Below are 14,577 nucleotides of genomic sequence, written 5' to 3'. Positions count from 1 at the left end.
CCTCGTCTTCTTCGTCTTCTTCGTCTTCTTCGTCTTCTTCGTCTTCTTCGTCTTCTTCGTCTTCTTCGTCTTCCTCGTCTTCCTCGTCTTCTTCGTCTTCTTCGTCTTCTTCGTCTTCTTCGTCTTCTTCGTCTTCCTCGTCTTCCTCGTCTTCTTCGTCTTCTTCGTCTTCTTCGTCTTCTTCCTCTTCTTCGTCTTCTTCGTCTTCTTCGTCTTCTTCCTCTTCTTCGTCTTCTTCGTCTTCTTCGCCTTCGTCTTTTTCGTCCTCTTCTTCGTCTGTAAAAGTAATTTCTGTTTCATCAACATATTGAATTTCAACCTCTACACCATTATGCATGCCTGATTGTATTACTTCAGCTAGAGATTTTAGAACTTCTTGTAAATCATCACCAGGATTAACACTAAAGCCATTCTCAACATCTAGTTTTATTTTTGCTCTTTTCACATCAGCCATTTACCTAACTCCTTTCATATAGATTTATATATACTATGTTGAAAGAGTATAAAAAGATTAATATATTTGCGGAAGTTTCATTAATCGTTCTCCTTAGCGTTATTTACCAATTTTGATACCCATGGACCTTTTAATGGATGATCAGGAGTAATAATAGTGACTTTTATTTTTGGCTTTTCTATTTGCGTTAAAACGATCTCATTTAATTCCTCACTTTGTTCTTCCAGCTCTATTACATCTTGAATCTCTTTATCTTGTACGTCATCAATCATTGTAGTTTTTGGTGGTAACTTCTCTTCTAAATCTAGCAATCCGATTTTGGGCAACTCCTCTAATTCCACTTCCTTAATAATCGCTAAATTCTCTAGCACCGAAGATTCATTTAGTACAATATTTTTTTGCTGCTCATACTCTGACAATTCCCATCCCATTGGCCCAGGTGGAGAAAATACAAATTTCTCTAAATCTAAAATAGGGATTACTATCTCTTCTTGTTCTGAACTCATTTTATTTCCCCCCACTATTGCTCTTGATTTCATGATAAATATCAGAAAAATTCCGTAAAAATTCTTCCTTAGAATCTTCAAGTGCAATAATATTTTGCAATGCCCAAATATACTTTTCGTCAGACCACGAACGCTTTTGTCCTAAATAGTATTTATGTGCAATTGAACAGAATAAGTGAGGAAACGATAAATCAGTCCAAAGAACACGAAATTGTTTTTCTGAAAAGGAATTTTCCGAATTATATGCACTCAACATATGAATAGCTAAATTAGTATCCCAAACTGACATTTTTTTCATTACTTTATTTAAAATAATACGTAGGTCCCTCACTGGTAAATCACTTGTAATAGAATGTAGCTCTTTCATAAACATAGCATCATCTATTTCTGTAAACCTCGCTAAGGTAAAATCTTGCTGACAAAAACTATTAGATGCAATAACTTCTTTTGTCCATTGGTCATAATATGGATCATTTAGTTCTTGTAATGCTTTCTTTCCACGTGCTAACATCTTATCAACATACTCTAAAAACATAGTTGAAAATACATCATCTGGAAAGGAAAGTGCAATTCTTTTGTTTCCTTCTAACTCTTGTAATTTCCATCTATACAATTTATGCCATTTTCCTAATCTACTCCGAATTTTACTTTCTTTCATCGGAATATATCCTTCCGATGCTTGATGGAATTTACCTGCATATATTAGTACCTTCTCTAATTGTTCTTTATTATAATAAATGACTTCTTTCCCTTGATGCTTATCATATAGTACATACGCATACTCATTAGATCCAATACAAAAGCCCCCTCTTTTTGTTTTATGAATTTTTGTAATTGGCAATCCATTTTGAAGGAGATGTAAATGTGCTCCAGCAATAAATAGCATCCTTTTGGGGTGCATTTGTGCTTGTTTTAATATTTTTAATCCTTCTTCTGTTTCAACTTCCCACATTGTTCTCCCACTTCTGCTTGATTGTAAAAAAATATTACTTATTTCAAATGGATAAAAGCTAAGGACCTTTTTTAAATGTTCACTCTCTAATCCAGTTGTTTCTTCCACCTTTAATCATCCCCTTCTTAAAATTTATAAGATTTCCCCATACACTTTCATTAAATCCTTAGCAACTCGGTTCCAATTAAATTCTTTTTCAACCTTACTACGTCCATATTTCCCTAACTGTTTTCTTTTATTTTCGTTATTTAAAAGATTAATTATCTTTTCTGCATATGCATCAGGGTTTTCAAAGTCATTGACAATATATCCATTTTTTCCTTCTTCAATTACTTCAGGATTACCACCTCGGTTACTCGTAATTATTGGTAAACCTGCTGCCATTGCTTCATAATGCACCCTAGCAAGGGGCTCTTGCCACTGTGAAGAGCAAACAAAAATATCTGACATAGCATAAAGTGTTGAAATATCCTTTGGCTTAACAAATTTAATAAAGACTACATGTTCTGGAAACATAGCGCCTAAGGTATATAAGTGTTTTACATAATTATTTACATTGTTATCTCCAAACCATTTTGAACCAATAAAAACCATTACAATGTCTGGATTTTCCTCAATTATTTTAGGAAGAGCTTGTAGCAAAATATGAGGACCTTTTACTTTACTCAAGCGTCCAACAAATAAAACTATTTTTTTATTTTGTAAATCCAACTGTTTTTGCACATGACTTTTAACTTTTGTTCCATTCACTGTCCACGAAGGATAGTACTCATTTACATCTACACCAGAATATACTGTTCTCGTCTTTGCTTTTGCAGCTTGAAAGCGCGAGGTAATTGTTCTTCCTATATAATCACTAACTGTTACAATTTTTGAAACAGCTGCAATACATGCTTCTCCCTCTTCATCACTTATCTTTTCATATGCAAACATTTCATTATGCACACTTAACACAAATTTCGTCTGTGGTGCTGCCTCACTTAAAATTGTAATCCAATTTGGACGATTGCATAAATGAACTACATCATATTTTTCCTGTTTCAAATGTTTAATAACATAATGGAGATATTCCTCTTCTGGAAACCGTATATACCTTACGCCTTTGTCTTTTTCTTCTGGTTTCAAATTTGGATCTGTTATAGAAATAACTGTCACATTTTTTCCATTTGAAGCAATAATGGAAGCAACAGAATCTATATAAATTTGAATAGCTCCACCTCGTACAGCTGGTACAGGTAGCTTTTCAGTCGAAATTATGGCTATTTTCATTAAAACGCCTCCCTGTTTCATAAAAATACAACCTTCTTCATATGTTACGAAAAAAACTTTGTGTTTGTGATTTATCGACCATTTTTTCATCCTTTATTATGAAAATTAGTCAATAGTACTTTTTCTCCTTAAAGGCAAATGGCTAGAACAAAAATGGTCATGTACCATACAGTAATAAGAGAGCATAAAAGGATGGTGATATATGTGGAGAATAACAATGAAGAAGCGGTGTATACATTATCGCCCGAAGAGGAACAAAAACTAGTAGAATTGGCAGCGACAATGATCCAGCATTGGGATATTCAAGCAACTACAATCGAATTAATACAAGGTGGACAACTGGCCTTAGTATGGAAAATTCAAACTGCAGATGGACCTTTTTGCTTAAAGAGAATTCATCGCCCCGAAAAAAAAGCTCTATTTTCCATTCACGCTCAAGATTATCTAGCCAACAAAGGCATGCGTGTTCCAAGCATAATTCCAAGCAAATTGAATCAGTTGTATACAAAGCACGGTCCATTTTTATTTGTTGTTTATGATTGGATTGAGGGAAGACCATTTGAGCTTACAATGCAAGAAGATCTTGAAATGATTATGAAAGGGTTAGCAGATTTCCATGTAGCCTCTATTGGCTATAAGCCCCCACCAGGAATACCTATATTTACCAAACTAGGACGTTGGCCCAATCATTACATTAAAAGATTTCAACAGATGGAGATTTGGAAAACTTTATCTGCAACTATGCCAGATGATCCATTTTCACAGCTATACTTGGCCGAAATTGATACGTTTATTTTAGAAGCAAAACAAACGCACCAAAGACTATTGGAATCTGAATATACTAAATGGACTGATGAATTACAAACATCCCCAAATTTATGTCATCAAGATTATGGAACAGGAAATTCCTTATTAGACCCAAGTAATCAAATTTGGGTAATTGATTTAGATACGGTTTCTTACGATTTACCTATTCGAGACTTGCGTAAAATGATTATTCCTCTATTAGATACAACTGGTGTTTGGAATGAAAACCAATTTAAAATTATGATTAACGCATATGAGTCAGTTTCTCCTTTAACAGCTGAGCAGAAGAAAATTATGTTTATTGATATGTTATTTCCATACGAATTGTATGATGTAATTCGCGAAAGATATGTTAGAAAGTCGCCTTTACTTGCTGATGAACTTGCTGGGGCTATGGAATATGAAAGGATTAAGTCAAAAGCTTTAAATATATTAATAGAGGAACTTTAATACGCAATACTAAGAGTTCTAGTGTAAAAATTACCATTATTATTAATAAAGAAAATAGTTTTGTTGCATGCATCATTTTATAGTGACATAGAACTTATAAAGACGGTTCTGGTGCAAAAAGAAAATGAAGCGCATAGATTCCTAACGTTGTTCTTAACTCTTTCGGAAGAACAATCCACCCTAATTCATCTATTCTTCGTTTAACACCTGTTGACTTCATGTTAATATTTTTAGTTACTACTCACATATGAACAAGCGGATTAAATGATGTTTTTCCGGTATCATCTGCATGCAATACTACAATTAAGCCTTTGTGTAACACATGGAACCAAATCACGCTATAAAGCATTAGCGGACATTAAAAACGGCGAAAATGACTAAAATTATATAGATTTTTGGGTACACAAATGATTTTTGACCGCACGCTTCTCGTTTTTTGATTTCAGAATGTCCTATAAGTATCATTAGCGGACATCATAACACTCAAAATCGGTCTTTTATATCCACTAATATATGAAATGAATATTCGCTAATACTTAATGTAAGTTTTGGTTCCGTTGCTACACAGACAACTATATCCTATCTAATGACTGTGGTTGCAATATCAAACACTAAAATCAAAACATCTTTTTATATCATTTTAAGGATTTTATTTCCTCGTATTCCCTCATTCTCTTGTAAAATGTCGCTTTCTTCATGCCAGCCTTGTCCATGTATTCAACAGCGTTGATCTTTCCTACCTTCCATTCCTTGCTATCCTCTTGCATGTACCAAACATTAGAATTGAAATCTTTGAGATTACTGTTTCCTTAACTACAAAGAAAACGCTAAACTTCATATATACTTCTGAGGATGTTATGTAATACTAATTGGTTTTTATGATAATTATTCGTAAGTGGATAATTCACTACGCGCCTCGCCTATTGTATCCCTAGCAATTCTTAACGCTTTTAAACATTTTCCTAATTTCGCTAAATCTGTTTGGCTCGCAGCATTTCCATAGGTTGTCTTAACAAATTGCAAGTTATCCATCGCCTTTAATCAATAGTTAGAGGATATATATCTATGCCCTCTTATTGCTGATTGGTGTTAGAATTGCTGCTCCCACAAGCAGAATATCTGAAAAACACTCGTAGGGGTAGCACCACACCGCTATCAAGCTAAAAAAATACAACTACCCCAGAACAAGATTTTTTGCTAATTTTTAATAAAAAAGCTCATTTTTTCGTTTTAGGGCTGATTTGTTTTCTTAAGTTGATGGATGTGTGGCGAGCCCCCATGCCCATCAAGTTAACAAATTTAAATATACCCAAAACAAAAAATTATACATTTTCACCTGGAGATGCTAATTTTATCGTTTTGGGGTACTATAAAGTTTTAGTTTTATAACAATGTGGCGATATCTTTAACTAAAATCAAGTTTTATAAGGCACTTTTAATCAACCTTTATTCCAAAACTATAAATAATTTAATCACCATGGATACTAATGTCGGACCTTAGGTTAGAAAATAACTGGTAGTTTTGCAAGGGAACGAATTTTACTATGGTTATAAATCAATTGATCCGCTTCGATTGCTAGGCGAAGATTAGGTAGCCGCTTTAACAAAGTGCCTAATGCAATTTGTCCTTCTAAACGCGCCAACGGAGCTCCTAAACAGTGATGTATACCAGCCCCAAAGGCTAAATGGTTATTCTCCTCCCGTGAAATATTCAATTCCTCTGGATAAGGAAATATGTTTGGATCAATATTTGCAGCAGTCAGGGAGAGTAGAACTAATTCGCCTTTACGAATCCTATTTCCATGTATTGTCACATCTTCACTAGCAAAACGGCTACTAAACATAATTGGGCCAGCATAGCGTAATAGTTCGTCGACAGCGGAAGGCAGCAGAGAAGGATTTTGCCCTAGTAAATTCATTTGTTCAGGATGTTGAAGTAACGCTAGTACGCCATTACTAATTAGATTAACTGTCGTTTCATGTCCAGCGATAATGAGCAGCCAAATTGTCGAAAGAAGCTCGTTCTTACTCAACTTGTCTTCTTGTTCTTTTGCTTGAACTAGCGCGCTTATTAAATCATCACTAGGATTTAGGCGTTTTTCGTTAAACAATACTTCAATATAATTAATAAACTTTTCAAGTGTTGCTGTCACTGCAGTCCCTTGACCAGGATCCACTGAGGCGTTCATCAGTTCTTGTGTCCATGCGCGAAACTGATTTCGATCATTGGTGGGAATCCCAAGCATCTCTGAAATGACTATAATGGGTAGTGGGTAAGCAAAGTCTGCAATAATTTCCATCTTTCCTTGTTCCTGTACAACATCCAACAATTCGTCGGCAATTTGCTGAATACGAGGACGAAGGTCCTCAATCATACGTGGTGTGAAGGATTTAGAGACTAGCCGACGTAGGCGAGTATGATCAGGGGGATCTACCGTAAGCATATTCGGCATATTCATAAGCCATTCAAATAGTTTACTCACTGCTGTATTCTCCTCAATAGGATTCTGCTTATCACGAGGCGGTGTGAATTTTCGTAAATCTTTGATAAAACGGGAATCTTTCAAAATTGCAACCACATCATCATAGTGAAATGCAACCCATGCCCCTCCCATGCCATAAAAGTCATCAATGCGAAAGAAACGCTCTTGTTGCTCCATGAGGTTTTTATAGAACATAATGGGATTACGCATAGTTTCCGGCGAGTTCAAATCGTTAAAAGTTAGTTTTTTCATTAGTTTCCTCCTTATCAGTATAACTATTGAATGCTTTAACATTAACCCTAATCTTTACCGTACTATTCTATGACCGCTCATGTTACAAAAATGATATATCTAATTCATAGAACGATTCTGTTGCAATGTTTCTCAAGAAATTAATATAGATAAGGAAATATGACTAAATATTATGCAGGTATTAGGAATCAACATATCGTTAACAAGCTAAGATTTTGAAGTAACTCCATAAAAAAATTCTGGAAGGCAAAACTCTACTGTTTAAAATATTTACATTCTCCCTTATTATATCAACGTTGGTACTAATCCAAGTTGACAGACATATGACGTGACTCCTATGATAAACCTCAATTTGGTGAAAAAATATGATTTCGGATGGATATTACATAACTTTGTGGATACATGGTTTTGGGATATAATATAAATTACGCAAACTGCAAGTAATTTCTCACCCTTAGTATGCGAGTTTACTCGGTATTTTTATATAAAGTGCCATTAATATAATGTCAGCATAAGAACCATCTTTGAACCTAATTTGGTTTATTTGCCTACCTTCTTCTCTAAATCCTAATCTCTTGTATAAATTTATTGCCCGTTTGTTGTTTGAAAATACATCCAGACATATCTTTTCTAATCCTTCTTGTTGTTTTGCCCATTCAATAAAATAGGATAGTAACTTTGTTCCAATACCCGCATTACCGAATTCCGGTTTGATCCCCATTCCAAATGAACCGGCATGGTGTAAACGCATATAGGAAGATCTAGAAAAAGATAAAAAACCGATGACTTGATCATTAAATTCTACTACTAATGTTAATCCTCCATTTCCTTGTCCTGTTTGTATCTTTTTTTGATAATCTTCTGCTTTCTCTTGCGGCTCTTCAGGTGATCGAAGAAAAAAATTTGTACTTTCAACAATCTTTTGTTTTATCACAACTATTTCTCTTGCATCTTCTACTGTCGCTCTACGTATGTTCATCATATATTTTCTCCCCCTTTATTTCCCCTAAATAATAGCAAGTACTTAAACTAATTTAAAGAATTAATTTCCAAAAGACTTAAATTAACCTTAATAAAGGATAGTACCCCCATTGCCATCAACTTAAGAAATTGGTAGCTCCCCAAAACGAAGAAAATGAGTTGACTTCTCATAAATCACGGTAAAACAATATTTTTTTGTTTTGGGGGTACTTCAAAATTTTAGCTTGGTGGGTATGTGACGAGCCCCCTAAAAGTAATAATCGTTACTTTGCTCTAATAAAAAGTCATATAAAAAAGAAACGAAGTCAATTTGACTTCGTTTCTTTTTTTACTAATTCTTTTTTTCTAGAATACGTTCAACCTCATCAACACTTAACTTGCTTGCTTTAGCAATTGTTTCAATTGGTACACCTAGTTCATGCATACCGTTAATTATTTGTATTTTCCCTTGCTGAATCCCTTCTTTTTTTCCTTCATTACGAGCATGAGCAAACTTTGCAGCTTCATCCATCAACGCTTTCTCCCTTACTTCATACGCTTGTCGGAAAGAAGAATCTTGACTCATACGTTCCCATTTGTTCATAGATTTTTGTAAAATCGGGTCTTGGTTCATCGCAATATCCTCCAATGTCTGGGTTAATCGTTCATCTTCATTCGCTGGAAGTAGTAACAACCAGCGAACAAACGAATCTTCCCAAGGATTTACTTGTTCATTACGCCACTGTTGCATTAATTTTGGAATTTCCACTATATGAATTTCAATATCATCACTTAACTTCTTTTGTTGCTGTTGATTCCATAGGATTCCTATTGTATGAAATGCTTCATATTCTGGAAACATCACAAAGTTTAATAAATTAATCGTAATGGTTTTATGAAGAGAACTATATGGCATTCCCTTTTGTAATTTGGATGTATATAGCCTTCCCCAGTACTATAAACTTCTCTTAATCATGTCATGATTGTTATTCAACTGTATTTCTACATTTACCTTTGTTCCTGTATCTAATGTAGCGGAAATATCTAAAATCGATAATTTATCCTCTTCGTATTCTCGGTGCAAGTGTGGATCTTCTAATTGTAACGAAACAATGGGCGATTCCAAAGAATCCTGTAATATAGCATTTAAAAAAGCAATGAGAATATCCTCATTTCCACTTGTACCAAATAATTGTTAAAAAGCAAAATCAATGCGTAAATTCACTAATTGTTGGTTGGACATGGGTTTTCCTCTTCCCATCTCATATGATGTTTTTCTTTCATTGTACATAAAAGAGTGATTCATATACAAATGAGCTCTTATATCTGTGGACATAAGAGCTTATTTGCTACCATACATAATTAACAGATTAGTTGGCTGTCATAGAAATTGAAAGATTGCCTACTGTAAGGAAACTCACATTTAGTATACAAAATACGAACAAAAATGCCAATACACAAATGTATTCAAGACAGTATATGACATTTGAAAAGTTGCTTCTAGATTTCTTTAAGAGCGTTTTTCATGAAACTTTACTTTTTACTTGTTTACGGGCTATCTTATGATAACGCCCATGCTTTACTACCTGTCTAGCATCAATTAACTCCTCTTCCATCATATCTGAAACCTCTACAACAATGGTATTCGGTGAACTACCCGCCACTTAACGCCCTAACGGACTGTTTGAAGTGGGGGCTTCTCGGTTAGTCGTTACTTTTGGTAGCTAACGAATTCGTCCTAAGACAGCCGAGCTAACTCCCTTGTTCCAAGGGTTATTTTATTGCTATCTATGCTAACGCCAATAGGCGTATTGCTTCATTTTTGATATTGATAGCTGCGTTATAATCTCTATCGAGATTTACACCGCATATACAAGAATAGACTCGCTCAGACAATGACATATTTTTCACATTTCCACAACTGCTACATGTTTTTGTGGAAGGAAACCATTTGTCTATTTTCACAAGTTGTTTGCCTTGTTCATGTAGTTTATAAGCTAAAAAAGAAGTGAACATACCCCACCCATTGTCAGCGACACTTTTTCCAAAATGAAGTGCTTGCGACATTCCTTTCATATTTAGATCTTCAATAGCTACAACATCAAAATGAGTAGCTAACTCTTTAGACTTATGATGAAGGAAGTTCTTACGTTGATTCGTTACTTTTTCATGTAACTTAGCTACACGGATACGTTGTTTATTCCAACGAATAGAACCTTTTGTACGTCTTGATAATACTCGTTGCGCCTTTGCTAATCGGTCTAACATTTCACGATAGAACTTAGGATAATTGGCTCTCTCATCCTCAGAACTGACGTATAATTGTTCCATCGCAAAGTCTAATCCAACAACTGTTTCTACTTCTTTTTGTACGATCTCTTTTTCGTATTCAGTCAAAATGGACACATAGTATTTACCAGTAGGTGTCATAGAAATCGTACATGACTTGATTATATGGTCTTGTGGTATTTCTCTATGCTGTTTGATACGTACCATTTTCAGTTTTGGCAATTTGATATGACCGTTAAGCAACATAATATTTCCGTTCACTACATTCGTTGTATAAGACTTTCTGTCTTTTTTGCTTTTGAATGTTGGGAAGTCATTTTGACCACGAAAGAAATTTTTATAGGCAGTTTGCAAGTTTAGTTGAGCATTTGCCAAAGCTAATGAATCCACTTCTTTTAACCACTCAAATTCTGCTTTGTATTTCGCAGGAGTGGGAAGCTTTTGTTTCTTTAGTTGATCCTTATCATCTTTATGTTTTTCATACGCTTCTTTCCGTTCAGCTAACATTCTGTTATACACGAAACGTACACAACCGAAAGTTTTACGCATAAGATGTGCTTGGTCTTCTGTTGGATACAAACGGAATTTATATGCTTTATTCTGCTTTGTCATATCATTTCACCTCACTTTTCACTTTGATTTTCAATATATGTTTTTACTACGTCTATTGGCGAACCACCAGTAGTTAGCAAGCAAAAACTTCTTGACCAAAACATCTCTTTCCAAAGTTTCTTTTTCACTTGTGGAAAATCTCTTTTAATAAGTCGAGAACTTGCACTTTTATAAGCATTGATGAATTTTGTCATTTCTGTATTAGGGTGTGCCTTGAACAAAATATGAACGTGGTCTACATCATGATTCCATTCAACTAACGTGATGTTATAGTTTTCAGATAGTCGAACAAACATATCTTTTGCATAGTCTGACATATCATCATCAAACACATTTCTTCTGTATTTCACGACCAACACAAGGTGATAATATAACAAGAATACTGAATGGTTATTACTATCTAATTTCATTTATATACCAGCCCTTATAATTTATAAGACTGATTATATCAGAGGCAAAATAAAAAGGAAAACCTTTTGGCTACGCCAAAACGAAATTCATCTGCCACCTACCGTTGGGCTACGCCCTTCACACGCTTGAGGAAGGAGAATTCTTTCCGGAAATTCGTTAAAACTCCTATCACATATCCAGTTAATTGCAAGGAAGGATTCTTACGATAAGAAAATTGAACGCAATCACCAATTTTTACTTTTGCTGTATGTTTCATATAATAACCTCCTAAATTATAATTAATCATTCAGTAGATTTTTATGTTTTGTTTCTTCATACTGCTTAGCAAGTTTGTAAAACGAAGAACGTTTGATACCATATTTCTTCATGACTCCTACTGCTGTAATGCCACCAGACTTCCATTCTTTATAGGCTTCAATAAATTCGGCTGTAATTTCTACTGGAGGACGTCCTAACCGCTTACCTTGCCTTTTAGCTAGAGCAATACCCTCCACTTGTCGCTGTTTAATATCATGCCGTTCTTTTTCTGCAAAAGCAGATAAAATGGTAAGAGTTGCTTTCTGAATAGCACTTTGAATAACATCATTTGTACTCTTACCTGTGTAATTTACATTAATGAATGGTTCTTTTATAAATTGTAAATTAATCTTATGCTTTTCATAGTATCTGAATTCCTCTAGGACATCATTCATGCTCCTTCCTAGTCTAGTTAAAGAATCAAATACAATGGTATCACCTGTACGAGCAAGACGTTTTAACATTTGATAATTTTCGCGTTGAATATTTCTATCAGATTGTTTATCGATAAAAATATCTCGATCTTCTATCCCTAAATCTTTCATATTTCGAATTTGTCGTTCTTCATTTTGATCTTTACTGGAAACTCGTACATATCCAAATGTTCATAGAATATACAGACATCTGTAAAATTTTAAACTAACGTTTATAGACACACAAAATACTTCCCACATCTTCGAACACATATTAATAAAAACCCATTGATCTCATGTACACATACTGAGATTAATGGGTTTTATCAGTTTAACATTCTATATGTTTTGTAAAACTCATTTATTAAATAAAAAAATCCCTTCACGATTTGTGAAGGGGTCAGTATACATTGAAAGGGTACTTCCATTTTAATATGTAAAAGAAAAAACTCGTATTGATAAAATTAACCTTTTTGTTTTTTGCCGTTTTTAATTTACTATAAAGAAACTGTAAGGATTAAATTCATCCTATATAGAGTTTTTGTGTTTCTCATTAGACATGTATATTTGATAAATCATAATTTTTTATGCAATATTGCATAAAAAATACCTGTCGCTCCTGCTATAATTTTGAATGTAAACTGTTGCATCCAACATTTTATAATCTTCTATATTCATTAATATAGAGACCCTAATTGTAGGAAAAAGGAAAGAATATTGGTGGTTCTTCCCTTTTTCCTTATTTTTTATCTCTCTAATGATTCATTCTATAGTCTAAAATATTTTTATTAATGAAACCTGTTAAAATACAAAATTTTAGTTAGCAAACGAGAAATAAAAACTTCATTATTATTTCTGCTATATTTCAAGGGCTTTTTTCTAATACAATAAGAAAAACAAAAAGAACTTGTAGAAATCACTACAAGTTCTTTTTGTTTTAAAGCGAATACACGGGACACATAAATTATCTCATTATTCATAACGGGGAAACCATATTGATTACGGCTTGATTTCATTATATAACAAATATTAACATCCAGAGTTTTAATATTTGAAAATTATGTGAATTTATAATTAAAAATCCACCCTTCCTCTAAAAAATTTATCGTTACAAGTTTTCTTAAGGTTTTTTCTTCATGAGAAGTAATTAACTTTTAAACTCTTTCTAATATTCAAAACCACTATTTGTAATCCAATCCATATTTTATTGATACCAATCTAGTTACAGGTATGCTACAATCCATTTGAAATATTGCTTTTGGGAATGCAATTGCTATTATAATCGCAATTTATTTTCTACAAACTGATTGGGTGTCAGCCCAAATTGCGGTTCTATTCCGCAGTCCTTAACAAATTGTTAAGGACTTTTTTATCATTTTCAGACAGAAGACTCCTTCCTCAAAAATGTGAAGGTGTGAAACACCAATTTTAGGTGGAGATGAACGTCGGTTGTCATATAAAAGAATCCATGATAGTGCTTTTTCTAAATGAATATGTTACTCTTTAACGGCTGGTATTTATCATCGTAAGAAATCCAGTAACTTCATCAAAAAAATGCTCCTAGATTGATCTAGGAGCATTTTTTTGAAACATTATTTTTTATTTGCCTTTGATTCACTTTATTATAGTAACCGTGTTTTACTACTTGCCTAACATCATCTACTTCAAATCCCATTATCTCTGTAATATCTACAACAATTGTATTCTGTAGAACACTGACTACATATCCGGTTAATTCTAAATTAGGATTTTTACGATATAAAAATTGAACATAATCCCCAATTGTTACTTCTGTTTTATGCTCCATTTGGTACCCCCTGAATCATCCTTAATTATTCGTTAGGTTTCCCTTTTTTTACTTCTTTATACTGCTTAGCAAGTCTATAAAATGTAGAATATTTAATAACCTATTTCTCCATTGCTTCTACATTAATTGTATTGAAAATTTTTAGTTAGCAAATTAGAGATAGATACTTCATTATCATTTCTGCTATATTTAAAAATTTTTACTCTAAATACAATGAGGGGTATCACCAGCATTTTGGAAAATAACCACGCTAAGAGTATGCAAGATATTATACAGTTTTTCTACTAATTCACGAACAAAAGAGGACCCTAAAACCTTGTCAGGATAGTAATGTATAGAAAAATGCATAGACCCATAGCACAAAAAAGGGGGTTCCCTTGTGAGAGTAGGGTTCCTCCTTTACTATTGCTATACTGATAATAGGACGTTATGTTAACCTCACATGAATAGAATATACATCTTAAAAACAGAAAAAGACTACCTTTTCCTGAACTGAACCCAAAAAATTAGACAAATATATTAAGCAGCTACTAAGGATTGAACTCTGTATTGCACAGGGGACAATCCTTTTAGTTTTGTTTTAATTCTTTTGTGATTGTAGTAATGAATATAAGT

Annotated in this window: 13 protein-coding genes and 4 pseudogenes; 1 reads left to right on the top strand and 16 read right to left on the bottom strand. The window is 33.7% G+C overall.

The window, feature by feature from the left end; translation table 11 throughout:
• The 4 genes from D1166_RS31580 to D1166_RS30190 all read right to left on the bottom strand — a co-directional run.
• Nucleotides 1-454, bottom strand: a 454-nt coding sequence (locus D1166_RS31580; protein WP_179951334.1) for an AAA family ATPase, incomplete at its 3' end; no start/stop codon positions are given.
• An 80-nt stretch (nt 455-534) separates the two neighbouring features.
• Complete coding sequence (locus D1166_RS30200; RefSeq protein ID WP_000093658.1) at nt 535-960, bottom strand: hypothetical protein; 426 nt, start codon at nt 958-960, stop codon at nt 535-537.
• A 1-nt stretch (nt 961) separates the two neighbouring features.
• Entirely contained in the window at nt 962-2,020 is a 1,059-nt protein-coding gene (gene cotS / locus D1166_RS30195; protein WP_000393190.1) for a spore coat putative kinase CotS, read from the bottom strand.
• A gap of 24 nt (nt 2,021-2,044) precedes the next feature.
• Nucleotides 2,045-3,181: a glycosyltransferase family 4 protein gene (locus tag D1166_RS30190; protein WP_001988301.1), complete on the bottom strand. Its 1,137-nt coding sequence runs from the start codon at nt 3,179-3,181 to the stop codon at nt 2,045-2,047.
• Between the two features lie 153 nt (nt 3,182-3,334).
• Here D1166_RS30190 and D1166_RS30185 point away from each other — a divergent pair, with 153 nt between their 5' ends.
• Nucleotides 3,335-4,438: a CotS family spore coat protein gene (locus D1166_RS30185; RefSeq protein ID WP_044585215.1), complete on the top strand. Its 1,104-nt coding sequence runs from the start codon at nt 3,335-3,337 to the stop codon at nt 4,436-4,438.
• Nucleotides 4,439-4,574: 136 nt separating this feature from the next.
• Here D1166_RS30185 and D1166_RS30180 read toward each other — a convergent pair.
• The 12 genes and pseudogenes from D1166_RS30180 to D1166_RS30125 all read right to left on the bottom strand — a co-directional run.
• Nucleotides 4,575-4,658, bottom strand: a pseudogene (locus D1166_RS30180) (sporulation protein); the annotation flags it as partial.
• A 665-nt stretch (nt 4,659-5,323) separates the two neighbouring features.
• Nucleotides 5,324-5,470, bottom strand: a complete 147-nt coding sequence (locus D1166_RS31515; protein ID WP_170954561.1) for a hypothetical protein — start codon at nt 5,468-5,470, stop codon at nt 5,324-5,326.
• A gap of 470 nt (nt 5,471-5,940) precedes the next feature.
• The gene (locus D1166_RS30165) at nt 5,941-7,173 is read right to left on the bottom strand and encodes a cytochrome P450 family protein (protein WP_044585214.1); all 1,233 of its coding nucleotides are present in this window, start codon (nt 7,171-7,173) and stop codon (nt 5,941-5,943) included.
• A gap of 454 nt (nt 7,174-7,627) precedes the next feature.
• The gene (locus D1166_RS30160; RefSeq protein WP_080478558.1) at nt 7,628-8,155 is read right to left on the bottom strand and encodes a GNAT family N-acetyltransferase; all 528 of its coding nucleotides are present in this window, start codon (nt 8,153-8,155) and stop codon (nt 7,628-7,630) included.
• A 330-nt stretch (nt 8,156-8,485) separates the two neighbouring features.
• Nucleotides 8,486-9,376 (bottom strand): annotated as a pseudogene (locus tag D1166_RS30155) (Rpn family recombination-promoting nuclease/putative transposase).
• Between the two features lie 280 nt (nt 9,377-9,656).
• Complete coding sequence (locus tag D1166_RS31510; RefSeq protein WP_001988281.1) at nt 9,657-9,797, bottom strand: hypothetical protein; 141 nt, start codon at nt 9,795-9,797, stop codon at nt 9,657-9,659.
• 124 nt (nt 9,798-9,921) lie between these two features.
• A complete protein-coding gene (locus tag D1166_RS30150) occupies nt 9,922-11,034 on the bottom strand; it encodes an RNA-guided endonuclease TnpB family protein (protein ID WP_000166224.1) in 1,113 nt (370 codons plus the stop codon).
• Nucleotides 11,035-11,045: 11 nt separating this feature from the next.
• Nucleotides 11,046-11,444: an IS200/IS605-like element ISBth16 family transposase gene (tnpA, locus tag D1166_RS30145; protein ID WP_000762752.1), complete on the bottom strand. Its 399-nt coding sequence runs from the start codon at nt 11,442-11,444 to the stop codon at nt 11,046-11,048.
• 152 nt (nt 11,445-11,596) lie between these two features.
• A pseudogene (locus D1166_RS31505) lies at nt 11,597-11,701 on the bottom strand (DUF2187 domain-containing protein); the annotation flags it as partial.
• 22 nt (nt 11,702-11,723) lie between these two features.
• Nucleotides 11,724-12,344, bottom strand: a pseudogene (locus D1166_RS30140) (recombinase family protein); the annotation flags it as partial.
• A gap of 1,381 nt (nt 12,345-13,725) precedes the next feature.
• Nucleotides 13,726-13,962, bottom strand: a complete 237-nt coding sequence (locus D1166_RS30130; protein ID WP_000400417.1) for a DUF2187 family protein — start codon at nt 13,960-13,962, stop codon at nt 13,726-13,728.
• A 519-nt stretch (nt 13,963-14,481) separates the two neighbouring features.
• On the bottom strand, nt 14,482-14,577 hold a 96-nt coding region (locus D1166_RS30125), incomplete at its 5' end, for an IS3 family transposase (RefSeq protein WP_130055901.1).

Source organism: Bacillus sp. ISO11 (genome assembly GCF_003458115.1).
GTDB lineage: Bacteria > Bacillota > Bacilli > Bacillales > Bacillaceae_G > Bacillus_A > Bacillus_A cereus.
This window is presented reverse-complemented; position numbering and strand designations above follow the sequence as displayed.

Bases quoted from the DNA above. Each gene is read 5' to 3' on its own strand.
- D1166_RS30200 (WP_000093658.1), bottom strand. From the start codon at position 960: ATGAGTTCAGAACAAGAAGAGATAGTAATCCCTATTTTAGATTTAGAG.
- D1166_RS30190 (WP_001988301.1), bottom strand. From the start codon at position 3,181: ATGAAAATAGCCATAATTTCGACTGAAAAGCTACCTGTACCAGCTGTA.
- D1166_RS30185 (WP_044585215.1), top strand. From the start codon at position 3,335: ATGGTCATGTACCATACAGTAATAAGAGAGCATAAAAGGATGGTGATA.
- D1166_RS31515 (WP_170954561.1), bottom strand. From the start codon at position 5,470: ATGGATAACTTGCAATTTGTTAAGACAACCTATGGAAATGCTGCGAGC.
- D1166_RS30165 (WP_044585214.1), bottom strand. From the start codon at position 7,173: ATGAAAAAACTAACTTTTAACGATTTGAACTCGCCGGAAACTATGCGT.
- D1166_RS30160 (WP_080478558.1), bottom strand. From the start codon at position 8,155: ATGATGAACATACGTAGAGCGACAGTAGAAGATGCAAGAGAAATAGTT.
- D1166_RS30150 (WP_000166224.1), bottom strand. From the start codon at position 11,034: ATGACAAAGCAGAATAAAGCATATAAATTCCGTTTGTATCCAACAGAA.
- tnpA (WP_000762752.1), bottom strand. From the start codon at position 11,444: ATGAAATTAGATAGTAATAACCATTCAGTATTCTTGTTATATTATCAC.
- D1166_RS30130 (WP_000400417.1), bottom strand. From the start codon at position 13,962: ATGGAGCATAAAACAGAAGTAACAATTGGGGATTATGTTCAATTTTTA.